This is a genomic window from Psychrobacillus sp. AK 1817, from assembly GCF_008807035.1.
In the GTDB taxonomy this organism is placed as follows: domain Bacteria; phylum Bacillota; class Bacilli; order Bacillales_A; family Planococcaceae; genus Psychrobacillus; species Psychrobacillus faecigallinarum.
Genome location: NZ_CP031739.1, coordinates 2,356,082 through 2,379,846 on the forward strand (window position 1 = coordinate 2,356,082; position 23,765 = coordinate 2,379,846).

Annotated in this window: 19 protein-coding genes and 2 rRNA genes; 8 read left to right on the forward strand and 13 right to left on the reverse strand. The window is 39.3% G+C overall.

The features are described from left to right. Positions 1–2 precede the first annotated feature (2 nt). Positions 3–830, reverse strand: a complete 828-nt coding sequence (locus D0S48_RS11650; RefSeq protein WP_144538283.1) for an ABC transporter permease — start codon at positions 828–830, stop codon at positions 3–5. Between the two features lie 122 nt (positions 831–952). Between D0S48_RS11650 and D0S48_RS11655 the strand changes: the two genes are divergently transcribed. Continuing rightward, a complete protein-coding gene (locus D0S48_RS11655) occupies positions 953–2,302 on the forward strand; it encodes a M48 family metallopeptidase (RefSeq protein WP_144538282.1) in 1,350 nt (449 codons plus the stop codon). A gap of 590 nt (positions 2,303–2,892) precedes the next feature. Here the strand turns inward: D0S48_RS11655 and D0S48_RS11660 are convergent. Genes D0S48_RS11660 through D0S48_RS11670 form a run of 3 tightly spaced genes read right to left on the reverse strand, consistent with a single transcriptional unit; the run spans position 2,893 to position 7,649 of the window. Then, positions 2,893–3,393, reverse strand: coding sequence for a nucleoside deaminase (locus D0S48_RS11660; protein WP_151111802.1), 501 nt, complete (start codon positions 3,391–3,393; stop codon positions 2,893–2,895). 12 nt (positions 3,394–3,405) lie between these two features. Continuing rightward, positions 3,406–6,486 (reverse strand): AAA family ATPase, encoded by a 3,081-nt coding sequence (locus D0S48_RS11665; RefSeq protein ID WP_151111804.1) that lies wholly within the window; start codon positions 6,484–6,486, stop codon positions 3,406–3,408. Next, positions 6,483–7,649, reverse strand: coding sequence for an exonuclease SbcCD subunit D (locus D0S48_RS11670; protein ID WP_151111806.1), 1,167 nt, complete (start codon positions 7,647–7,649; stop codon positions 6,483–6,485). The genes D0S48_RS11665 and D0S48_RS11670 overlap by 4 nt, the downstream gene beginning before the upstream one ends. Before the next feature lie 146 nt (positions 7,650–7,795). Here D0S48_RS11670 and putP point away from each other — a divergent pair, with 146 nt between their 5' ends. The 5 genes from putP to D0S48_RS11695 all read left to right on the forward strand — a co-directional run bounded on the left by putP (position 7,796) and on the right by D0S48_RS11695 (position 13,018). Continuing rightward, a complete protein-coding gene (putP, locus tag D0S48_RS11675) occupies positions 7,796–9,289 on the forward strand; it encodes a sodium/proline symporter PutP (RefSeq protein ID WP_144538278.1) in 1,494 nt (497 codons plus the stop codon). A gap of 155 nt (positions 9,290–9,444) precedes the next feature. After that, positions 9,445–10,485, forward strand: coding sequence for a Delta(5) desaturase DesA (locus D0S48_RS11680; protein WP_144538277.1), 1,041 nt, complete (start codon positions 9,445–9,447; stop codon positions 10,483–10,485). Positions 10,486–10,571: 86 nt separating this feature from the next. Further along, complete coding sequence (locus D0S48_RS11685; RefSeq protein WP_144538276.1) at positions 10,572–11,702, forward strand: sensor histidine kinase; 1,131 nt, start codon at positions 10,572–10,574, stop codon at positions 11,700–11,702. Positions 11,703–11,704: 2 nt separating this feature from the next. Beyond that, a complete protein-coding gene (locus tag D0S48_RS11690; RefSeq protein ID WP_144538275.1) occupies positions 11,705–12,304 on the forward strand; it encodes a response regulator transcription factor in 600 nt (199 codons plus the stop codon). A 114-nt stretch (positions 12,305–12,418) separates the two neighbouring features. Beyond that, complete coding sequence (locus tag D0S48_RS11695) at positions 12,419–13,018, forward strand: hypothetical protein (protein WP_144538274.1); 600 nt, start codon at positions 12,419–12,421, stop codon at positions 13,016–13,018. 52 nt (positions 13,019–13,070) lie between these two features. Here the strand turns inward: D0S48_RS11695 and D0S48_RS11700 are convergent, their stop codons facing one another. From D0S48_RS11700 to D0S48_RS11725, 6 genes are all read right to left on the reverse strand, one after another. Then, positions 13,071–13,871: a metallophosphoesterase gene (locus D0S48_RS11700; protein WP_151111808.1), complete on the reverse strand. Its 801-nt coding sequence runs from the start codon at positions 13,869–13,871 to the stop codon at positions 13,071–13,073. Between the two features lie 121 nt (positions 13,872–13,992). Beyond that, positions 13,993–14,280: a hypothetical protein gene (locus tag D0S48_RS11705; protein ID WP_222123068.1), complete on the reverse strand. Its 288-nt coding sequence runs from the start codon at positions 14,278–14,280 to the stop codon at positions 13,993–13,995. 100 nt (positions 14,281–14,380) lie between these two features. After that, positions 14,381–15,085: a CBS domain-containing protein gene (locus D0S48_RS11710; RefSeq protein ID WP_144538272.1), complete on the reverse strand. Its 705-nt coding sequence runs from the start codon at positions 15,083–15,085 to the stop codon at positions 14,381–14,383. Between the two features lie 17 nt (positions 15,086–15,102). Further along, a complete protein-coding gene (locus D0S48_RS11715; RefSeq protein ID WP_144538271.1) occupies positions 15,103–15,885 on the reverse strand; it encodes an ABC transporter permease in 783 nt (260 codons plus the stop codon). Further along, complete coding sequence (locus D0S48_RS11720; RefSeq protein WP_151111810.1) at positions 15,882–16,781, reverse strand: ABC transporter ATP-binding protein; 900 nt, start codon at positions 16,779–16,781, stop codon at positions 15,882–15,884. The genes D0S48_RS11715 and D0S48_RS11720 overlap by 4 nt, the downstream gene beginning before the upstream one ends. After that, a complete protein-coding gene (locus tag D0S48_RS11725) occupies positions 16,778–16,975 on the reverse strand; it encodes a PLDc N-terminal domain-containing protein (protein WP_225216048.1) in 198 nt (65 codons plus the stop codon). Before D0S48_RS11725 ends, D0S48_RS11720 begins: the two co-directional genes overlap by 4 nt. Before the next feature lie 85 nt (positions 16,976–17,060). On the opposite strand from D0S48_RS11725, the gene D0S48_RS11730 reads away from it, so the two are divergent. Together D0S48_RS11730 and D0S48_RS11735 are read left to right on the forward strand one after the other, a co-directional pair. Further along, positions 17,061–17,630 (forward strand): GNAT family N-acetyltransferase, encoded by a 570-nt coding sequence (locus D0S48_RS11730; protein WP_144538269.1) that lies wholly within the window; start codon positions 17,061–17,063, stop codon positions 17,628–17,630. A gap of 19 nt (positions 17,631–17,649) precedes the next feature. Further along, complete coding sequence (locus tag D0S48_RS11735; RefSeq protein ID WP_144538268.1) at positions 17,650–18,555, forward strand: EamA family transporter; 906 nt, start codon at positions 17,650–17,652, stop codon at positions 18,553–18,555. 103 nt (positions 18,556–18,658) lie between these two features. Here D0S48_RS11735 and D0S48_RS11740 read toward each other — a convergent pair whose 3' ends face one another. From D0S48_RS11740 to D0S48_RS11760, 3 genes are all read right to left on the reverse strand, one after another. Further along, a complete protein-coding gene (locus D0S48_RS11740; protein WP_225321613.1) occupies positions 18,659–19,876 on the reverse strand; it encodes an alpha/beta hydrolase family protein in 1,218 nt (405 codons plus the stop codon). Positions 19,877–20,575: 699 nt separating this feature from the next. Beyond that, positions 20,576–20,691, reverse strand: a 5S ribosomal RNA gene (gene rrf / locus D0S48_RS11755). 88 nt (positions 20,692–20,779) lie between these two features. After that, positions 20,780–23,706, reverse strand: a 23S ribosomal RNA gene (locus D0S48_RS11760). Between the last annotated feature and the right edge of the window lie 59 nt (positions 23,707–23,765).

Below are 23,765 nucleotides of genomic sequence, written 5' to 3' on the forward strand. Positions count from 1 at the left end.
ACTCACCTCCATGGTACGATTCTCTTTTGCAGTCCACGCAGGAGAAGGGAAAATAAAAACCCAAAAAAAGAAATGAGTACTAAACCAACGAACATTTCTTTTAACATGAATGCCTTATAAGAGGTCCATATTAAAAATCCAATACCGGATGTAGCTCCCATCATTTCTGCTGCAACGATGGTTAATAATGCGATTGCCTGCCCCATTTGAATGCCCTCTAGCATCACGGGCAAGGCTCCAGGAAAAGCAATTTTTACGAAGAAGTTCTTTGGACTTGCCCCATAATTTTTAGCTACGTCCAAATGTACTTGGTCTATGTTCAACACACCAGCAACTGTATTAATAACAACAGGAAAAAATACACTTCCAGCAATTGTTACTACTTTAGAGAAGTCTCCAATACCAAAAAGAATAATGATAATTGGCATTAAAGCGAGAGTAGGAATTGGCATAAAAGCCATGACAATTGGAGATATAAAATGTCGAATAGGTGCATACAATCCCATTAACAACCCGATGACCACTCCAGGAATGACACCAAGCAGGAAACCCATCGCAATTCTATAGAGCGAAACTGATACATGGGTCCAGAGCATCCCGTTTGTAGCTAGTTCAAAAAATGTCGATACTATGGCTGAAGGAGGAGGGAAAAAGCGAATATCTAAAATTCCCGTTCGCGAAAAAACCTCCCAAAGGATTAAGATGAGTATTGGTGAAGTAATTGTTAAAAGTTGCTTACCTCGTTCTCTTAGTTGTTGCTTTTTCCATTCCTTTTGTTCCGTTTCATAAGGCTCGTAATCCCTGTCTACAAGCCCTTTTTCATCGCGCATCTTTCACCACCTCTTTCTAAAAATAATATGTCGAATGGCGAAAATGTGTGAAAGAGCCTATAATGAAAATTGACTTAAATTGTAGTATTTGTTAATTTAATATCATCAAAAGGAGGAAGAATATGACAGACAAACAGTTAAGATCTAACCGAGAATTGCCATATTTTATTTTATGTATCCTATTTAGTCTGCTAATTTATGTTATAGCTATAGCAACTATTTTTGGGGTTGCTATTTTTGTAGTCTTGTTTTTAATCAGTACATATGCACTTATTATGCATCTCGGCTATGTTAGGGCAAATGGAATTCGAATTAGTGAAAGGCAATTTCCTGATGTGTATGAACGCATAACACGTATGTCTCACGATATGAAACTAAAACGTGTACCGGATATATTTGTGGTTCATTCCGAGGGGGCATTTAACGCATTTGCAACACGCTTTTTAGGAAAAAATATGGTTGTTCTATATTCAGAAGTTTTTGAGCTTGCTAGAGAGCAGGGCGAAGCAGAGCTTGATTTTATCATCGCCCATGAGCTTACACATATTAAACGAAATCATATATGGAAAAACATTTTAATCATGCCAGCTCAATTACTTCCATTTCTTTCACAAGCTTATAGCCGTGCTTGTGAGTATACATGCGACCGCCAAGCAGCTTATTTCATCCAAGACGGGGCAGCAGCTAAGCGTGGACTGACCATTTTGAGTATTGGAAAGGAACTTTATAAAGAGGTAAATGAGGATGCATATTTAGAACAAATTTCGACGGAGTCTAACGTAATTACATGGCTTGGTGAAATACTTTCTTCCCATCCAACAACTCCTAAAAGAGTCCAAGCAGTCGGGCATTTTATGCAGGTAGAAGGAACTCCTACCTATTATCCTAACGCAAACAAAATAGCTCTTGGAGTTGGTGCCCTGTTTGGTATTTTCTTCATTGGTTATTTTGGAATCATAGCTATAGTTCTAGCAGGATCTCTAACCTATGCTAGTATTTTCCCTGAAGATTTTTTTGAGAATGAAGCAGCATTAAATACTTCTGTTTCAGAGGAGTCAACAGTTGACGCATCCTCCGCACCATTACCAATGGAATCCCTTAATATGACTCCTTTAATGGAAGCAGTTGTGAATGGCGATTATATAACGGTTCAGGAGCTTGTAGCCAGTGGAGTTGATTTAGAGGAACGAGATGCAGAAGAAACAACCGCTTTACATCATGCAGTATATGCAAACGATACCAGGTTAGCATATATTTTACTCGAAGCTGGAGCTAACGCTAATACAGAGGATCTCTATTCAAACGCTCTAACTGCTTCTTTTTATGAAGATAACTACGAATTGGCAGCCTTATTACATGTGTATGGAGCCGATCCTACTAAGATTGATCCAGAAGGATACTCTGGGACTAATATTCTAGGGGTTAGTGAGGAACAATTCGCAGATACAGTAAAAGGGTTAATCCCAGAATAATTTTATAGTAGACCATTAAAGGGCGCTACTGGAGATAGGAGAAATACAAAAGCAACTTTAAAAGCCTTCAGTTGAAACAGTCTTCTTATATAACATTATCTTTTAAATTTAAGGTGTCTGGTCGTGATATGACCAGACACCTTTTTCGGTAATTTTATTAGTAAAGCCATCCATATTCTTTCTTCAACTAATAAATAATAATAAGGGCTAAGTAATCAAATATGATAGCTTTCCGTGGGGTGAGCTTTAAGCCATCACCGCTCTCTACACGCGCGTTTGTGATGTCTTATCTGTCTCACTCATCCCACTGGAGTCGCCGCCTTTCGCTACAATCATGCATTAAGTAGAAATGTTAAAGTGCTATTGGTAATTTAGCTCATTATCTGTTTTTTGCATTATTATAAAAGCATTTGAGCTAAAGTATTTAAGTTAAGAATAATGTATTTAATCGATTTCCGCTTCGTTTTTACTGCTTAAAGTAAGGTCTCACTCAAAAAAGGAAGATACTCAACTTAATTGCATTTTTGCGAGCGTCTTTTGCATTAGAAAAGTCATCATCATTTCCTCCATGAGCTAAAGTCTTTTTCCTTCTATGACAAATTATTACGTAATGATGTTACATTATTAATGTTTGTCTTCCAGCTATTCATTAATATCATTTGTCTTTGCTTTAGATCCTCAAACGGTTCTTCCATCACTTCAATACGGTCAAATTTTTCTAGGAAGATGGAGGTGTCCCTTAGCCTCTTATATCCTCCGAATCCCTCGTCATCATTTAGTAGCCATACTACCCGCTGGATCTTAGCAAACAATATTCCTCCCGTACACATTGGGCATGGCTCGAGTGAGCTATAAAGCGTAAACTTCTTGTTTTTTATTTTAGCATCAAACATTGCTGATCCTGCGTTTCGTATGGCTTCAATCTCAGCATGTGCCGTAATATCCTGACTTGGATGCACTCTGTTTCTGCCTTTTGCAATGAGGTTAAAATGTTCATCTACAATAACCGAACCAACTGGATAGGTATTCTCCTCTAAAGCTTTTTCTGCTTCCTCTAATGCCATCTCTAAGAAGTGTCGATCTATGTCCATGGTGCTCCCCCGTTACTTAATCACAAATTTTGTTTGGCTGTAGCCTTCTTTTAGCTTTTCCACTTCAAGAATCGCAGGAATGGCCGACTTAAGCTCACTAACATGAGAAATTACACCAACCATTCGTCCAGATTTCTGAAGGTCTACTAGTGTATCTATTGCGTTATTTAATGATTCCTCGTCTAGAGAACCAAAGCCTTCGTCGATAAACATCGTTTCAATCCTTACACTTCCACGATAACCCTGGATGACGTCCGACATACCGAGAGCAAGGCATAGGGAGGCATTAAACTTTTCTCCTCCTGACAATGTTTTTACATCACGAATTTGACCGGTATAGGCATCATATACATCTAATCCAAGCCCACTTTGTTTCCCATGGGTTTCCTGTCTATCGCTTCTCATTAGTTGGTACTGGCCATTCGATAAATACTTCAGCCTCTCATTGGCTGCATGAATGATTTGCTCTAAGTACTCAATTTGTATATATCGTTCAAATGAGATCTTTAAAGGATTTTGCCCTCTAAGCAAATCATACAAATCGAGGATATGACCTACTTGTTGCTCTAATTTGGCTATACGCTCGCTAGATAATGATAATTTTTCTTGTATTTCTGTTCCAGCTTTTACGTATTCCTTTGTACTGTTTAGAGTGTTTAACGCTGATTCGTATGCATTTTTAAGGTGAGTTAACTCCTCTTCAAGTAACTTTAAATCAGCCTTACTTTTACCTTCAAGCTTCTTCTGCCCATCCTTAACTTGCTCAGTAAAGGTATGCACTGCCTGTTTGTAAGCTTCACAGCGTTCCTTTAGTGTCTCTCGATCACGTTCACCCATTTTTGCTTCCTCATAAGCTCTTATCGTCTCAAAGCCCGCCTTAGATAATGCTTCTTTGAACTGGTGATCGGCCTTCTCTTTCTTGCGTATGGCTTCCTTCGCAGATTGAATGGCATGCTCGAGCTTCATCTCAGCTTTCGTATTCGAATCCTCAGCTTCTTTATATTTCTTTTGCACTTGCTCCCACGTATCTTCTAGCTGCTCCTTAAATCTTTTAGCCGCTCTAATTTGGTCCTGTAGGTCGTCTAAATTAGCCACTGTACTTGGAATAGAGCTCTGTTTTGAATCTACTACTGCTTTTACCTGCTCATATTCACCTTTTATCTGAAGGTATAATTTTTCTATATTATTTTTTTCATCTTCTAATTGCTCTATTTGTTCTAAGTTTTTTTTGTATGCTTCTTTTAAGGAATTTAGGTTTGCTTTATCGGAACGCAGCTCTCCTATTTCTATTTCTAGCTTTTCAACATCTATCTTCACTTGCTCTATTTCTAAAATAGATAATTGAAGCTCTTCTAATTGCTCTAATATTTTTTCTACATTTTCCTGAGCATTTTCTCTTTTGGTACGGACGGTTAAAAAGCTAGTTTCCTTTTGGGTTAAATTACCTTTAAGCATTTGCATTTGGACATCGTTTAATATATCTTCATGAATTCGCGTACTAGTTGGCTTATGTTCGGTACTGCCACACACAGGACAAGCTTCCCCGTCAACGAGCTTAGAGGCCAGAATACTTGCTTGGCTAGTTAGCCATTTCTCCTCTTCATGTTGAAGTGTTAGCTTGGCTTCCAGAAATACTTTTTCTTCCGTTTCTTCTAGACGCTTCAATTCTTCAAACGTCTTCTCCTGCTGTATAAATTCCTGCATTAGCTGATAATGCTCTTTAATCTGAGAATATTGTTGAACCTTGTTATCTAACAGATCGACCCGCTCTTCTAGTTCTTCTTTTTTCTCTTTCAACAAAAGGATGCTTGCCTTAGCTTGCTGGTACTTGCCTATTTTTAAATCTAGCTGTGCTTTTAATTTATTTTGGCTATCGTCAGTTTCTTTTAATTGCGTTTTCTTTTGCTCTAGCTCTTCCATTAATGGCAGTAGAGCATTTAGCTGGATTAAAGCCTTTACACTTAGCTCTCGCTCTTGTTTCCTGTTTGATTCTTGAAGAAATTCTTTCTCCATTTGGCTAAAGAAATTAGCCTTTAAAGCTAGCTCTTCCTTTGCTTTCTCCATTAGGCTTGCCTTTAGATTTTCTTCCGTCACTGTTTCTCTATAGTAGTTTTCGATTGCTTCTATTGAGCTTGCTCTCTCTGCAGCCTCTAACCTTTTTCCTTCTTCTACATACGCAATCTCCTGCCCAAGAAGCTGTTGTAACTTCTGCTCTTTGAACTCTAGATCTTCCAGTTGTATATTTGTATTTTTAGCATTGTAGTATGCAGACTGCTTGGCAATTTGATTTTCATATGCTTCCTCACTGGAAACTTCATCTTTTTTAATCTTTTGGCAGTAAAACTTAGTCTCCTCCTGCAAGGCATCTTGTAATTGGAAGATATTAAATTGACCATCCTCCAGTAACTCAAAAAGTCTAGATTCTCGTTTCGGAAACGAAGCCACAATTTGTTCGGAATAACTATTGCGAGTACTTTCTTCTTTTTTAAGCTCAGCTTCAGCGACTACTTTTTTCTCTTTTAACCTTTCATTAATCATTCTATAAGGTTCGGTTTTAAAAATTTTTCGAAGGATTGCTTCCTTGTTTTCTGTAGAAGAGGTTAATAGTTTCCTAAATTCCCCCTGGGGAAGCATGACGATTTGGCTGAATTGATCTTGCGTAAGCCCAATGATGTCCTCAACCTTTTTGTTAATCTCTGAAACTATTTGTCTTTCGACAACAGGTACTTCTCCTGTCTCCTTAATCTCAAAGAACTCATATCTTTCACCTGTTGAGCTTTTATTTCCTTTTTTAACATGAGGAAGCTGTCTAAAAATACGATATTTCCTATTAAATATTTCAAAAATCAATTCAACAGAAGTGTGCGTATTGTCCAGTGCAAAGTCGCTTCGCAACATTTTTGTATCTTTTCTATCTTCCCCGCTTCCGGAGCCATATAGAGCAAAGCTTATGCCATCAAATATAGTAGTCTTCCCCGCTCCAGTAGCTCCTGATATAACAAATAGGCGATGGTCCTTCAAATCCAAAAAGTTAATGGTTTCTGTAAATTTATAAGGACCGAATGCGGTCATTTTCAATTGAATTGGCTTCATGCTCCGCTCCCTCCTTCTCTCTCTTCAAGCATTAAGCCGGAAAGCACTCCCTTAAATAGCTCCTTAGTTTCCTCTGCCGGAGCTTGTCCCCTTATCTCCTCATAAAACGATTCAAATAACATAAAGTCATCCATTTTATGGCGGCTTATCTGTTCTTCTGTTTTACCTAATCCAATGGATTGAAATACCTTTCTTTCTACATGCATCGCATTAGGATACACAGTTCGAATTTGCTCCATTGGCGAAAGTACTGGTGTATCGTCTAGCAACTTAACAAAAATATAATCCTCACTTGTCGGGTGCTGAAGAATGTCAGTTAAATAGCCTTCCACTGTACGCATATCTCTGTTAGGGATTAGCAGCCTCTTTTCTACCTTTAAATTACCCTCTTTATCAAGTTCTACTATTAAAAAACCTTTTTTATGATGTTCCTCTGATATTGAATATTTTAAAGGTGATCCGGCGTATTGAATGGTTTCATTTTGCACATAATGTGCTTGATGAAGATGGCCTAATGCCGTGTAATGAAAGTTCTTAAATAGAGAAGCGTCGACATACTCGGCTCCTCCAATTGCTAGTGGTCTTTCTGACTCACTAGTATTTTCCTCCTCTTGTCCTTGAGGTGTAACAAAGGCATGTCCTACTAATACATGTCTTTTAGTAGAATCCATTTGTAATTCTATTTCTTCCACTATTTTTTTCATAGCTAGCTGATGACTAGTAATTGTCTCATCCTCCATTATAAATCGAACCTGTGAAGGATCCATATACGGTACTAGATGAAACTCTACTTCTCCATAGTCATCATTTATTGTCACTGATGTAAGTTCTTTTGTTAGTTGTCCCACTATATGTAAACCAGTTTCTTTCATAATGTTGCTACCAAAGTTCAAACGACCTGGGCTGTCATGATTTCCAGCGATGCTTAGTACAGGAGTCTGATGTTTTAACACGATATCAGCCAGTATATCATTCAATAAATTTACAGCATCAGAAGGTGGCACAGCTCGGTCATACAAATCACCAGCTATAATCACCACATCTGGTTTTTCTTCATCTATTGCTTTTAAAAACTGGGCTAGCACAAGTCTCTGATCTTCGGTCATATAGATACCTTGTACTAATTTACCTAAATGCCAGTCTGCTGTGTGAAATATTTTCAAGAGAAAATACCCTCCTATATAAAGTTAGTATGTTTATTTATATCTATTTTATCATTTATAAATAACAGGTTATATTAACTTGCTAAGATTTCCTAATGAAGTTAAAAAGTAAAAATGTTATGATTATGACCAGAGGAGGATGTTATATGTCAGCAGAAACTTATCAAATAATAGCCATAGCCATATATATGGTGGCCATGCTTGCTATTGGTTATTATTCGTACAGAAAGACGGTTAATTTGACAGATTATATGCTAGGCGGACGTTCACTCGGTCCAGCTGTTACTGCATTAAGTGCAGGAGCTGCCGATATGTCTGGTTGGTTATTGATGGGGTTACCCGGAGCAATATATCTTAGTGGGATGGGAGAAGCTTGGATAGCGATTGGTTTAACCATTGGAGCATATTTAAACTGGTTATATGTGGCTCCACGATTACGTGTATACACACAAGTTTCCAATGATTCCATTACTATTCCAAGTTACTTAGAAAGTCGTTTAAAGCAATCTTCTCGTTTACTACGAGTGGCTTCCGGCCTGATTATTCTTTTATTCTTTACATTTTATGTATCTTCAGGAATGGTTTCAGGCGGAGTTTTCTTTGAAAGCTCTTTTGGATTAGACTACCACACGGGTCTGTTAATTGTATCGGGAGTAACAGTAGCCTATACACTATTTGGGGGCTTCCTTGCAGTTAGTTACACAGATTTCCTTCAAGGTCTTCTCATGTTCCTTGCTTTAATAGCTGTTCCAATAGTTGGAGTATTTACAACTGGTGGGTTAAGTGAAACTGTAGAATCGATAAAAGCAGTAGATCCTACTCATCTTAGCTTATTTGCAGGTACTACCTTTGTTGGAATTGTTTCTGCCGTTGCATGGGGACTTGGCTACTTTGGGCAGCCTCATATCATTGTTCGTTTTATGGCTATAAGCTCTGTAAAAGAAACTAAACAAGCTCGTCGCATCGGTATCGGTTGGATGATTTTAAGTTTAGCTGGAGCAATTGGAACTTCTTTAGTTGGAGTTGCATATTATCAACAAAATCCAAACCTTAGTTTAGATAATCCTGAAACTGTATTTATTGCTCTTGGGCAAATTATATTCCATCCATTTATTGCAGGCATTATGCTAGCTGCTATTTTAGCTGCAGTAATGAGTACCATCTCATCTCAGCTAATAGTTACTTCTTCGGCTCTAATAGAAGATTTGTACAAAGCAGTGATTAAAACAGATGCTTCTGATAAAACATATGTTTTATATGGACGCCTTGCGGTACTAGTTGTATCTATAATAGCCTTGGTAATTGGTTGGGATCAAGAGTCTACTATCTTGAAACTTGTTTCCTTTGCTTGGGCTGGTTTTGGAGCTGCTTTCGGACCGGTTATTTTACTTTCTTTGTATTGGAGAAAGCTAACTTCACAAGGCGCAGTATGGGGAATGGTCATCGGGGCAATAACTGTTGTCATTTGGGGTACTAACGAAACACTTTCAGATACATTATATGAAATTGTTCCAGGTTTCCTTTTAGCTCTTATTTTCACTGTTGTAGTAAGCTTGTTAACCTACAAGCCTAATGCAGAGATTGAAAAAGAATTCGATGAAACAGTTCGATTGTTAAAAGAAGAACGTAGTAAAAAATAAGCAAAGGGCTAACCGCATATCTACGGTTAGCTCTTTTTCTATATATTGTCCTATATGATATTTGTCATAGTGTTGACTTGACGTTTATGCCTACTCCTAATACCAACACTTCTATATAGTTAACCTAACAAGTTCTATATGTAGGAGGAATAATAATGAGTAGAGAAAAAACACTCGAGTTACGTAAAAATGTAAAGCCATTTGAAAATTCCGAGTTAAAGAAAAGTATCGTCCAGTTGGTTAATACGATTCCACCATTTTTTATCCTCTGGTTTTTAGCCTATTTAAGCCTCGACATTTCTGTATGGCTGACTGTTGGATTGTCTGTCATTGCTGCAGGATTTGTCGTTCGTATATTTATTATCTTTCATGATTGCACACACGGATCCTTCTTTAAAAATAAAAAAGCTAACAATATAACAGGAACTATCACTGGTATTATCACATTGTTTGCTTACGAAAAGTGGAAACGCGAGCATAATATTCATCATGCAACTAGCGGTAACCTAGATAAACGTGGAGTCGGCGATATTTGGATGATGACCGTTGAAGAGTATGTAGAGGCTTCACCTATGAAGCGACTTTCTTATCGACTATATCGCAATCCTATCGTTATGTTTGGCTTAGGACCTGCATTACTATTTTTAGTAAGTAATCGTTTTAATCGTAAAGGCGCTCGAGGAAAAGAGCGTAATAATACGTATATCATTAACATTTCAGTGATTGCAATTTATTCTTTCATGATTTGGATGATTGGCTGGCAAGCCTTTGCAATTATTCAAGGAACTATTCTTTTTGTAGCAGGAGCATTAGGTATTTGGTTATTCTACGTACAACATCAGTTTGAGGATTCCTATTTCGAGGATGAGAAAGAATGGGATTATGTGAAAGCTGCCATCGAAGGAAGCTCTTATTACAAGTTACCACGTGTACTACAATGGGTAACTGGCAATATCGGCTTTCATCATGTGCACCATCTAAGTCCAAGAGTTCCTAATTACAATTTAGAAAAAGCACATGAATCGACACCACCTTTACACAAGGCAACAACCATCAATCTTCGTACTAGCTTACAGTCCATTCATTTCCGTTTGTTTGATGAAGAAAATAAAAGCTTTGTAAGCTTTAAAGAGATTAAGCATTTGCTGAAGCAATCCAATCTAAATGCTAAAAATACAACATTTGAAGGAAAATAAATCCCTAATTTAACCATTCCTTTTTACGAGGGAATGGTTTTTCTATTATAATGTAGGAAAGCGTATATGCGAGAGGTGTCTTATAAATGACAAAGTGGTATCAAATTTTCCCTAAATCTCCCTGGTTAAGTATTTATGCTTGGGTAGTATTTTGTATCTTCCCTTTCTTCTTCATCTTTCGTTCCAATGAGCTTTCAGAAATTATTTTCGGCTTACTCTTAACCGGTATATTCTTTCTTGCATATCGTCTTTCCTTTAAGTCTACAGGTTGGTTTTTATACGTTTGTTTAGCTATTGAAATTACGATTAGCTTATTTATGACCTTCTTTTACGGCTATATATACTTTTCTATTTTTCTTTCTTTCTTTATTGGTAATATCACACAAAAGGTAGGCTTCTTTTTAATATATAGCTTAAATATTGTTGCAACCTTAACTGTAGTCATCATTGGTTTCTTTGTAGAAATAGAGCTATTTATCTCTCAATGGCCATTTTTAGTCATATGTATGCTTGGTGTAATCCTATTGCCTTTTAGCAGCTATAATCGACATAAACGAGAAATGTTAGAGGGCCAATTAGAGGATGCTAATAAACGGATTGCTCAGTATATGGTTATAGAGGAACGAGAAAGAATAGCAAGAGATTTACACGATACGCTTGGTCAAAAGCTATCAATGATAGGATTGAAAAGCGACTTAGCTGGAAGATTAATGGATAAGGACCCTGAGGCAGCCAAGCATGAAATTCAAGATATTCACCAGACTGCACGTTCCGTTTTGAAGGAAGTACGGGAATTAGTTACAAACATGCGGGGTACTAAATTAGAGGATGAGATTTATCGAGTGCAACAAATATTAAACGCGGCGGAAATTTCTTGTAAGTTTAGTGGTTCTCTCAACACTGTTAAACTCCCTCCAATTGTAGAAAATATGCTAAGTATGTGTCTGAAGGAAACAGTCACGAATGTAGTAAAACATAGTGGAGCTACATCGTGTTCGATTTCTCTCAAGCAGTCTGCTAAAGAAACCCTACTGAAGGTACATGACAATGGCAAGGGTTTAGATCTTAGTAAGGATTGGATTAAAGGACATGGATTGCAAGGTATTAAGGAACGATTGGAATTTGTAAATGGCAGTCTTGATATCTATTCAAAAAATGGCACTACCATCAATATACGAGTTCCAAATGTAATATTACAAACACGGCAGGAGGATTAGACATGATACGAATTGTTATAGCTGAAGATCAACGGATGGTGTTAGGGGCACTTGGCTCTCTTCTCAATCTAGAAGAAGACATGGAAGTAATCGGTAAAGCAAATAATGGAGAGGAAGCTCTTAAACTTATTCAACAGCTTCAACCTGATATTTGTATTATGGATATTGAAATGCCTATTAAAAGTGGACTAGATGCTGCGGAAGAGTTAAAAGATAACCCTTGTAAGGTAATTATATTAACTACCTTTGCCCGCTCAGGATATTTTGAAAGAGCACGTAAAGCAGGAGTTAATGGTTATCTTTTAAAGGATAGTCCTAGTGAGGAGCTCGCAAATTCTATCCGTATAATTATGGATGGCCGCAGAATTTATGCTCCAGAATTAGTAGATATGGCCTTTGAAGAAGAGAATCCTTTAACCGAAAGAGAGAGCCAAGTTCTTGAACTAATTGCCGATGGCAAAAATACAAAAGAAATTGCAAATGAGCTTTTCATTACAACAGGGACTGTCCGAAATTATATATCAGTGATTTTAGAAAAGCTTCAAGTGGGTAATCGAATTGAAGCAATCTCTCGTTTTAAAGAAAAAGGTTGGTTCAAATAATAATTCTCCATTTTTATAGTTACTTTTTTCCATATTTCGCGTCTAATACTTTACACACTTTTGAATTGTACTAGTCAAGTCAATAATCCTTTAATAAAAGGAGGAGAGTGAAATATGAAAAAAAAGTATCTTATTTTAACCCTTGTCCTAATTGCATGTGTCGTACTATTAATTGTTTTTGTCCCAAATGTATTTAGCAATGTTGAAGCTCCCGACAAGGAAGTATCCGAGGAGAATCAAGAGGCAATTATGACGGAGCGGGAACAGGAAAGCACTGACAAGCAAGTGCATTACACGATTAACTTTGACGAAGATCGTTATAAGCTAATCGTAGGCGACCAGTCGGACGTTCTTACAACAAGAGAGCCTTTAGAGGAAAAGTATCCAGAGGTTTCTATGAAATTTGAACAAATCAAAGATCAAACACCGGATGAGCTGCTCCCCATTTTAGAAAAACAAATAGAATTGGATTATACCAGTCCGAAAGAAACAGAAACTGTTACAGAACCAGTGAGAGGATACTGGTTGCACGCAATTAGCCATGATACTACGGGGTTAACTAATTGGGATAGTCCGGTCGGCGACATTTATATCATTGACAATGGTAATGGTGGCAGCTTTGTTATTACACAGAAGTATTTTCTAGAAGCTGCTGAAGGTCACGGTTCGAATTTCCGAAGTATACTAGAGACATTTCAAATAGTAGATAAATAAATATAAAACCCCCTGCTTTTATTCACTCTAAATGTGAAATTTGCAGGGGGTTTTACTTACTTTTTAATGTGACAACGACTAACTCAGGAGTATTAAATACACGAATAGGTACCAAACTGTTACCTAAACCACGGCTTACAATCATTGTTGTATCCTCTGCTTCATAGGTTCCTGATGTATATTTAGGAAACACTCCCTGCCCAGGAGCAACTAAACCTCCTAATCCGGGAATTCGGAATTGGCCTCCATGCGCATGACCAGAGAACACTAAATCCATTTTATAATCTACATAGTCTTGAAATACCTCTGGTCGGTGGGACAGCACTAGCGTATAATCCTCGCTATCTTCAAACCGCTTAAGCTGCTCATTAACTGAGAAACCGCTTAAGGGGTCTTCAATGCCGATAATACGCATCTTTTCACCGTTATATTCCATCATTTCTTCTTCATTGGTTAAAACATGGACACCCACATTCTGTAAGGAAGTTTTAATATGATTTACATCATTGGTGGCAATTTCATGATTCCCTGTAACATAGTAAACTGGTGCTATATTAATAATTTGATTGACTAAATCTAGACTATTCTGTAAGTCATAGCGATTGCTGTCAATTATATCACCCGTTATAAAAATAATGTCCGGGTTTATGTCCTTAATCTTATTGACGAGTTTAACTTGTTTTTCCCCAAATGTTGCATCATGTAAGTCTGAAATTTGTAGTATTGTCCAATCATTAAAGCTAGCTGGAATCTTTTCTGATTCAATTGTAACTTCGTTAATACTTACGCGAGTGTTCCCTATGTAAAGCGCCACAGCTAATATTACTACTAATAAAAAAATCCATTTTTTCATCTAAAATCTCCTAGTTTGTATGTACAAAGAGGTTGTTCACGTGAGATTCAAAATAATCCCCATACATTTATATGGGGATTGCTAAATTTGTCGACTTTTCTTATTTCCCAGGAAATAAGTGCTAGTTCATTCCACTAGTGGCTGAAAAAACAAAGAAAATTATAATAGCATAAAGCAAAATAGTTAACACTATAGAAATAGCCATCCAAATAAGTGTTGCTCGTGCATAGTTACGTCTTGGATCTGGATTTCCAAACCCCCAGATAAACAGCATAACTAAATTGGCGATTGGAATAATCATAATAAGCATTGTAATTAGCCAATCTCCTACGGACATCTCAGTAGAAGTCTTTGAAGTCGAGCCTTCTGGTTTGTACTTTTGTAGCTGCTCCTCTTCATATGTGTTCAAATCAATTCCTCCATTCCCTATTATAATTACATGAGAAAATCATGTCTATTTCCATTTTACGTTATAAAAGGTAAAATAGTCATCTAATTATAGAAAAGAATTATTGAATTTTCATCATACTCATCGGAGTTACAATTCCAATTAATTGATTGCTTAATTTTCCATTCTTGGTAATGAGAAGAGCTTCTAATCTCTTCCCTCTTCCAATTGCAGATTTGAATATTTCCAGCGCCTCATAGACAGACATATCAGCTTCTACAAACCGATGATTCTCTCTATTACTTTCATGCTTCAGAATTTCACCCAAAGTAGCTTTTTTTCGGGAGAAGTTCTCGGATTCAGCCTCACTTGCCATCCACATAGTAATCCCTACAGGTGTAATGAGCCCCTTAAATTTATCATCACTATATACAGGAAACTGATTATATTTTTTGTCCTTAATAATCTTTAGTGCATAGATTAAAGAATCTGTTTCTTGAAAGGTAGTCACATTACCTGAGAACATTTGAGCCACAGTTATAGGTTTACTAAGAGCGCCCTCTAGTTCTTCCATCCTTGCTACGACCTCTTCATGAGGTTCAGCTATAGCATATTCCATTGTTGTTCTATGATGTACAATGGCATTTCTTAAATCGCCATACTCTCGTAAATCTGCTTCATATCTTCTAATAATAGCGTTCTTCTTTTTCGCGAAGTCAATTAGCCTAAAAAAAGATAGGTGCTCCTGCGTACCAACCATCTCTCTCATGATTTTGTCTAAACGGTTATAGGATGTAATGAAACGATCCGAGTTACGTAACTCCATGCTTTAGTCACCTCGTATTATATTTTTGCTTTAAATATATTCTTTTTAGCAAAATACACTGCTCCAATCAGTAAAATGCCAATTACCAATATAGTGATTAACATGCTCCACATGAAAGAACTCTGTGGTATATCCCCATTTAAGACTAGCCCCGCATACATCGGTAGCTTCCATGGAGAGATAGTCCAGTATGTGCCTAACAATCCATCTACAAACTGAACAAATATTACCAAAATGACAGATATGGTAGAAGCAATCCCTGTAGAGAATGCAGCGCTTGAAAACAAAACAATACTTACGACAAATAAAAGCCATATGATATAAGTACCTGAAAATCCAAAGAAGCTGGAGAATTCAATTGTTCCAAAAAGAATCGACGTATAATATAGACTTGCCATAATTCCTATAATAAAACTTCCTACAACGATTATACTCATTACAGCTAGTTTGCTACTTACATAGTCGGTAAATGAAATAGGCCGAACATATAACAAAGTAGCTGTTCCATTTTTTCGTTCCCTAGATACTAGCCCTGCAAACGCTAATGTCACTACTAGCATTCCGATTAATTGATATTGATTAATGGTGGACATTAGTATTTGCTCAGGCGTCATTGGAGGGAATTGAATGACTGTACCCTCTGGTAGATTGCCAACAGAGCTTAAAATCTGTGGCATATAGTAATTAGCTACTGGCTCAGTAATTCCAAAGAGAACAAATACGAGAGGAATCCATAGAAGTTTGAAATTACGAGTATTTTCTCTCCATTCCTTTTGAAATAACACTAGAAATGTCCTCATTGTTTGTTCACCACCTGCATAAATATTTCCTCGAGATTAGCTGCAGCCTTCTCTATCTTTTGGATATTCCAGTCATCCAGGGCAACATACGCTAGAATCTCTCTCATTTCAGGCTCCATTCCTCGTAAAGGAATCCAGACAGATTTCCCTTTTTGAATGGCTTTCCATGGGGAACTACTCACAAACCTTCCAGAATCTTGCTCGTTAGAGAAAAAAACTTTAATCATTGGATTGGCATACTTTTCACGAACCATCGATAGAGATCCTTGTTCGACTAGTTCTCCGTTTCTTAAAAATAATAGTTGATCTGTCATTTCCTCTGCATCATTTAAAATATGCGTGGAATATAGGATAGTCGTTTTTTCTTGAAGCTCCTTTAAGAGATTCAATATCTCTCGTCTACCTACTGGGTCCAAAGCCGATACTGGCTCATCTAACAAAAGGAGGGATGGTTGGTGTACAATAGCCTGTGCTAATCCTAACCTTTGTTTCATTCCACCAGAAAATGTTCCTATTTTTTTCTTCTTTGCTTTTTCTAAACCTACAAAATCTAATATTTTCTCTGCTTCTAATTTGGCCGTTCTCGTCTCTATCCCACTTAATTTTGCTGTCATCTCGGTAAACTCAAGTGCTGTGAGCCACGAAAAAAATTTAGGATACTGCGGTAAAAAACCAATCATGCTCCTAAGATCACTCTTATTTCCATCTAACTTAATATCACCAAATTTTGGCTCCACAAGACCTGTCAGCATAGAGAGAGTAGTCGTTTTACCCGCCCCATTAGGCCCAATCAAAGCAGTAGAAGTATTTTTCATCAATGAAAAGGATACATCTCGAACTACTGTTTCTCTTCCATATTCTTTTGTTAGTGATTCTACGCTTAATAATATTGTCATTCGTTACGTCTCCCCACTATAAAATATAAAATAGAACCTAATATTCCAGATATTAATATAATTATTGCCCATAGCCACTTAGGACCATTTGTTGCATATATTCTTATAAGGTCAATAAAGGCTACCAACATTAAAATGAATTGTAAAATAATAATTGGTAATACTAATTCCCAAGGTATAGTTGAAAAATTCAATATAGTTCCTCCTTTTTAATTCCTACCTTTATAAAAGAAAGGTTTCATAAATTATGTTATAATAAAAAATTGGGGGGTGAATTGAATGGAAACTATTATAAGAAAAGCTAAAAGAGAAGACGCCGAAGCCTCAGTTCCGCTGATCATGGAGGCAATCGGAGATATTTCTATGCAAATGACTGGTGAAACTGAAGAATCAGCAATTACCCAGGAATTCATTCACTTATTTACTCAAACCAGCAATCGTCATTCATTTTTAAATACATACGTTGCAGAAATGGAAGGTCAAGTTGCTGGAGTTCTAGTTTTTTATACTGCTGAACAAGCAGTTACTTTGGATGCTAATTTAGAGAAGTATCTTTCGGCCAAAAGTGGAACACAGGTTACGATCGATAAAGAGACGTTACCTGGAGAATGGTATATAGATACTGTAGTCGTTGATCCAACCTATCGTGGACATGGGATTGGAACGAAACTGTTAAATTTTGCTGAACAAGTAGTTAAAAATAACGGTGGCGGGAAACTCTCCTTGAATGTAGAAACTGAGAAAGAGGCTGCAATACGCTTATATAATCGTCTAGGATTTGAAAATGTTTGTCCTTGGACCATTATCGGCGAGCCTTTCTATCACATGGTGAAAACGGTAGGCCCCTGATTGAAGGAGAAGCAAGGTTATGAAATTATGGATTTACCCTTTAATGGTTGTCTTCGCAGCCAGCTGTTATGGGACCTTATCAACAATGGTGAAGTTAGCAATTGGACAAGGATATACAGCTTCTGAAGCTGTTTCCAGTCAATATATTGTTGGTTTCCTATTAGCATTACTCATCTACATGGTTACACAAAGAAAAATACCACGCCTTTATGGCGGGTTTAAAATTGTACTGTTAGCAGGTATTTTTACAGCAACTACGGGTATTGTCTATGGACAAGCTCTTATATATTTACCAGCCTCTCTAGCAGTAGTCATGCTCTTCCAGTTTACTTGGATTGGCACATTGATTGATTGTATAATAAGAAAAAGATTACCTTCTCGAGCAGAAGTTATCTCTCTTATTATTTTATTTGCTGGTACTTTACTAGCTGCAGGTGTACTAGATGTCGATTTAAGCGGAATCGACTGGAGAGGCTGGGTTTATGGTTTCGCAGCCGCGGTATCCTTCTCACTTAACATGAACATCAATACTAAACAAGTAGAGGGAATGAATACTACTACTCGTCTGCTATGGGTTTCCTTTATCGCTGCTTTGATGATTTCGGTTTTCCAAAGCCCAGAAATTATGTGGAATGGGAAACTTTTCACAGAATCTCTTCTTTTCTTGGGACTAGGCTTAGGATTACTAGGTATCATTATCCCAATCTATTTCTTCGTAATTGCTGTACCAAAAGTAGGCGGGGCAGTTTCATCTATTTTAAGTGCAATGGAATTACCAGTTGCTGTTATGGTATCCGTGCTTGTTCTAAGTGAAGCTCTTACCTGGCTACAGGTACTAGGAATCGTTGTCATATTGATAGGTATGTGTATACCAACAATTGCAGACATCCGAAGAAAACAAAAACAACAGAAGGCTATATTTTAACTTGAAACGCTGAACTACTAGTTCAGCGTTTTTTTAATGATAAGAAAAGATTTAGGAATAGGCTTTCTATCACTCATTTACTTAAAGTAGATACCTTCATTTTTTATTTAATAAACTCAAGGATTCCTTCAACCAATCCATCTGCTAGAGGAAGGCTGGGATCTGTATATGTTGCCATATTTCCTGCTTCATCGACTGGAGATTCCTTTAATACATGATTCATCTTCTCAATGATCAATAGTTCAGAATCTCCCTTTGCTTGATGTAAAAGTTTTGCATCGTTACTTGGAACTTGCATATCAAATGTACCGTTTACGATTAATACTCTTGAATCTAATTGTTGAATTTGTTCAGCTGGATTGTATTGTAGCCATGAAATCATATATGGTTGAACAGACGGACGAAATATGCTTTGCAATTCATTAGAGACTTCTTCCACCTGTAGACCTTGCTTAAGCTTTTCTAATATTTTTTGAGATTCCTCCATAAGATTATTTGGTAACTGAGCGCTTAATTGCTCTTTTAATATCTCATCTATTGGTCTCCCCGCACCTGCTAGTGATATAAAGATAGAGGCATCTACCTCTTTTGCAGCAACCATACCTATAAGAGATCCTTCACTATGACCTATGAAGCCTATATCACTAAAGCGTTCGTCTTCTTTCGCAAAGTTTGCCCAGGCTTCTGCATCTTCAATATAGTGATGAAATCGTAGCTCTACTTCCTTTGTGGCAAGATCAATATTTTGTCCTACTCCTCTTTTATCATAGCGTATGCTAGCAATTCCTTCAGCTGCTAGTTCTTCTGCAATCATTTTTAAGCTATTATTTTTCCCTACCATAACTAAGGAGTTCCCATTACGATCGGTGGGTCCTGAACCTGCAAGAATAATCATAAGCGGAAAAGGTCCTTCCCCCTCAGGAACTTCTATTTGACCAATCATTTTGCCACCCTTTACTTCAATTTCTTCTAAATGCTCAGCAGTTCCTTCAAGTTCATTTACTTTGCTCACTTCAAACGGGAACGACTGCCCTTGTTGTGTAAACGTCCCGGCGATTTTTTCATTTTCCAGCTTTCCTAGAAAGGATATCTTTTGTCCCGGCAGCGGCATGTTAAAAGTAATATCAGTATCGTTTAGAGTAATGTTGGTAAGCGGGTGATCATTTAAACCCTGGATAGGGATACTAATACTTCCTTTTTCTTTTGTAAACTGTATAGTGATTGGTAACGGCTGATCAGGCACATTAATAGATCCTTCCCATATCCCTTCTACAGTCTCTAAGGAAACAGTTTTCTTTGATTCATCCTTACCTTTGGACACATCGTTCACCCCCTGTTTGTTACTACAAGCTGAAAGTATTATAAAAAGAAGTATTAAAGTTAATATAAGGCCCTTTTTATTGATTATTTCCATCCCCCTTCTGTTCTATTTTAAGTATAACAGTAGTGCATAAAGGAGTAAATATTTTAATTGTTGTTTAAAATAATTATTATAATTATTCATCATAAGCTTAAAGGGTTTAAATTTGCATGTCCCTTGGGCTGCGAAAACAGATGGGTGGCAGATTTCTTCGTCACCCGCAGTCGATCGGTTCTCGCGTATGCTATACGCTCCGAGCCTCTCTTCCTTGCTTCCTCGAACTCTTTGCCCCTCTGCTTTCTCGTACACTTGCTTAGATAAAGATGATTGCCTTCGGCCTTTTTCTCTTTATACAAAAAAGCCGCCACCGATTACTCGGTAACGACTTCCTATAGTGCCCAGCGACGTCCTACTCTTGCAGGGGAACCCCCAACTACCATCGGCGCGGCTACGAAACCAGATGGACGGCAGATTTCTTCGTCAGCTGCAGTCGATCGGTTCTCGCGTATGCTATACGCTCCGAGCCTCTCTTCCTTGCTTCCTCGAACTCTTTGCCCCTCTGCTTTCTCGCACACTTTCTTAGATAAAGATGATTGCCTTCGGCCTTTTCTCTTAATACAAAAAGCCGCCACCGATTACTCGGTAACGACTTCCTATAGTGCCCAGCGACGTCCTACTCTTGCAGGGGGAGACCCCCAACTACCATCGGCGCTGAAGAGCTTAACTTCCGTGTTCGGTATGGGAACGGGTGTGACCTCTTCGCCATCATCACTAGACTTGTCGGCTTTCAATACAAATTGTATGGAAACCCTACTGAGTTGTTCACTCAAAACTGGATAAAAGACATCAGTTGAAACAAACAATTTGGTTAAGTCCTCGATCGATTAGTATTCGTCAGCTGCACGTGTCGCCACGCTTCCACCCCGAACCTATCTACCTCATCGTCTTTGAGGGATCTTACTTACTTGCGTAATGGGAAATCTCATCTTGAGGGGGGCTTCGTGCTTAGATGCTTTCAGCACTTATCCCGTCCACACATAGCTACCCAACGATGCCCTTGGCAGAACAACTGGTACACCAGCGGTGTGTCCATCCCGGTCCTCTCGTACTAAGGACAGCTCCTCTCAAATTTCCTACGCCCACGACGGATAGGGACCGAACTGTCTCACGACGTTCTGAACCCAGCTCGCGTACCGCTTTAATGGGCGAACAGCCCAACCCTTGGGACCGACTACAGCCCCAGGATGCGATGAGCCGACATCGAGGTGCCAAACCTCCCCGTCGATGTGGACTCTTGGGGGAGATAAGCCTGTTATCCCCGGGGTAGCTTTTATCCGTTGAGCGATGGCCCTTCCATGCGGAACCACCGGATCACTAAGCCCGTCTTTCGACCCTGCTCGACTTGTAGGTCTCGCAGTCAAGCTCCCTTCTGCCTTTACACTCTTCGAATGATTTCCAACCATTCTGAGGGAACCTTTGGGCGCCTCCGTTACACTTTAGGAGGCGACCGCCCCAGTCAAACTGCCCGCCTGACACTGTCTCCTACCCGGGTTACGGGTATGGGTTAGAATTTCAATACAACCAGGGTAGTATCCCACCGACGCCTCCTCCGAAGCTGGCGCTCCGGGCTCTAAGGCTCCTACCTATCCTGTACAAGTTGCACCAAAATTCAATATCAAGCTACAGTAAAGCTCCACGGGGTCTTTCCGTCCTGTCGCGGGTAACCTGCATCTTCACAGGTACTATAATTTCACCGAGTCTCTCGTTGAGACAGTGCCCAGATCGTTACGCCTTTCGTGCGGGTCGGAACTTACCCGACAAGGAATTTCGCTACCTTAGGACCGTTATAGTTACGGCCGCCGTTTACTGGGGCTTCAATTCGCACCTTCGCTTGCGCTAAGCACTCCTCTTAACCTTCCAGCACCGGGCAGGCGTCAGCCCCTATACTTCACCTTACGGTTTTGCAGAGACCTGTGTTTTTGCTAAACAGTCGCCTGGGCCTATTCACTGCGGCTCTTCTAGGCTATACACCCAAAAGAGCACCCCTTCTCCCGAAGTTACGGGGTCATTTTGCCGAGTTCCTTAACGAGAGTTCTCTCGCTCACCTTAGGATTCTCTCCTCGACTACCTGTGTCGGTTTGCGGTACGGGCACCTCCCACCTCGTTAGAGGCTTTTCTTGGCAGTGTGAAATCAGGAACTTCGGACTAAGTCCTCGCCATCACAGCTCAATGTTACAGAGTGCGGATTTGCCTACACTCACACCTCACTGCTTGGACGTGCATAACCAACAGCACGCTTACCCTATCCTACTGCGTCCCCCATCACTCAAACGGTGGGGTGGTGGTACAGGAATATCAACCTGTTGTCCATCGTCTACGCCTATCGGCCTCGACTTAGGTCCCGACTAACCCTGAGCGGACGAGCCTTCCTCAGGAAACCTTAGTCATACGGTGGATGGGATTCTCACCCATCTTTCGCTACTCATACCGGCATTCTCACTTCTAAGCGCTCCACCAGTCCTTCCGGTCTGACTTCAACGCCCTTAGAACGCTCTCCTACCACTGATACCAAAGGTATCAATCCACAGCTTCGGTGATTTGTTTAGCCCCGATACATTTTCGGCGCAGCGTCACTCGACCAGTGAGCTATTACGCACTCTTTAAATGATGGCTGCTTCTAAGCCAACATCCTGGTTGTCTAAGCAACGCCACATCCTTTTCCACTTAACAAATACTTTGGGACCTTAGCTGGTGGTCTGGGCTGTTTCCCTCTTGACTACGGATCTTATCACTCGCAGTCTGACTCCCAAACATAAATCATTGGCATTCGGAGTTTGTCTGAATTCGGTAACCCGGGATGGGCCCCTAGTCCAAACAGTGCTCTACCTCCAAGATTCTAACGTTTGAGGCTAGCCCTAAAGCTATTTCGGAGAGAACCAGCTATCTCCAGGTTCGATTGGAATTTCTCCGCTACCCACACCTCATCCCCGCACTTTTCAACGTGCGTGGGTTCGGACCTCCAGTAAGTGTTACCTTACCTTCATCCTGGACATGGGTAGATCACCTGGTTTCGGGTCTACGACCACATACTCATTCGCCCTATTCAGACTCGCTTTCGCTGCGGCTCCGTCTTCTCAACTTAACCTCGCATGTAATCGTAACTCGCCGGTTCATTCTACAAAAGGCACGCCATCACCCGTTAACGGGCTTTGACTATTTGTAGGCACACGGTTTCAGGGTCTATTTCACTCCCCTTCCGGGGTGCTTTTCACCTTTCCCTCACGGTACTGGTTCACTATCGGTCACTAGGTAGTATTTAGCCTTGGGAGATGGTCCTCCCGGATTCCGACGGAATTTCACGTGTTCCGCCGTACTCAGGATACACTCTGGAGGGAATGAATTTTGGACTACGGGGCTTTTACCCTATCCTGCGGACCTTTCCAGGTCGCTTCATCTAACTCATTCTTTTGTAACTCCGTATAGAGTGTCCTACAACCCCAAGAGGCAAGCCTCTTGGTTTGGGCTCTTCCCGTTTCGCTCGCCGCTACTCAGGGAATCGAATTTTCTTTCTCTTCCTCCAGGTACTTAGATGTTTCAGTTCCCTGGGTGTGTCTCAGATGCGCTATGTATTCACGCAAATGTACTGCCCCATTACGGGCAGTGGGTTTCCCCATTCGGAAATCTCCGGATCGAAGCTCACTTACAGCTCCCCGAAGCATATCGGTGTTAGTGCCGTCCTTCGTCGACTCCTAGTGCCAAGGCATCCACCGTGCGCCCTTATTAACTTAACCTAAAAGTTAAAAGTACTACACTTGCGATCACGTAAGTGATCACAATTTGAATATCTTGC

Coding starts and splice junctions, on each gene's coding strand:
- D0S48_RS11720 (WP_151111810.1), bottom strand. CDS start 16,781: ATGACAATATTATTAAGCGTAGAATCACTAACAAAAGAATATGGAAGA.
- D0S48_RS11695 (WP_144538274.1), top strand. CDS start 12,419: ATGAAAAAAAAGTATCTTATTTTAACCCTTGTCCTAATTGCATGTGTC.
- D0S48_RS11660 (WP_151111802.1), bottom strand. CDS start 3,393: ATGGACATAGATCGACACTTCTTAGAGATGGCATTAGAGGAAGCAGAA.
- D0S48_RS11650 (WP_144538283.1), bottom strand. CDS start 830: ATGCGCGATGAAAAAGGGCTTGTAGACAGGGATTACGAGCCTTATGAA.
- D0S48_RS11685 (WP_144538276.1), top strand. CDS start 10,572: ATGACAAAGTGGTATCAAATTTTCCCTAAATCTCCCTGGTTAAGTATT.
- D0S48_RS11715 (WP_144538271.1), bottom strand. CDS start 15,885: ATGAGGACATTTCTAGTGTTATTTCAAAAGGAATGGAGAGAAAATACT.
- D0S48_RS11730 (WP_144538269.1), top strand. CDS start 17,061: ATGGAAACTATTATAAGAAAAGCTAAAAGAGAAGACGCCGAAGCCTCA.
- putP (WP_144538278.1), top strand. CDS start 7,796: ATGTCAGCAGAAACTTATCAAATAATAGCCATAGCCATATATATGGTG.
- D0S48_RS11735 (WP_144538268.1), top strand. CDS start 17,650: ATGAAATTATGGATTTACCCTTTAATGGTTGTCTTCGCAGCCAGCTGT.
- D0S48_RS11700 (WP_151111808.1), bottom strand. CDS start 13,871: ATGAAAAAATGGATTTTTTTATTAGTAGTAATATTAGCTGTGGCGCTT.
- D0S48_RS11710 (WP_144538272.1), bottom strand. CDS start 15,085: ATGGAGTTACGTAACTCGGATCGTTTCATTACATCCTATAACCGTTTA.
- D0S48_RS11665 (WP_151111804.1), bottom strand. CDS start 6,486: ATGAAGCCAATTCAATTGAAAATGACCGCATTCGGTCCTTATAAATTT.
- D0S48_RS11680 (WP_144538277.1), top strand. CDS start 9,445: ATGAGTAGAGAAAAAACACTCGAGTTACGTAAAAATGTAAAGCCATTT.
- D0S48_RS11655 (WP_144538282.1), top strand. CDS start 953: ATGACAGACAAACAGTTAAGATCTAACCGAGAATTGCCATATTTTATT.
- D0S48_RS11690 (WP_144538275.1), top strand. CDS start 11,705: ATGATACGAATTGTTATAGCTGAAGATCAACGGATGGTGTTAGGGGCA.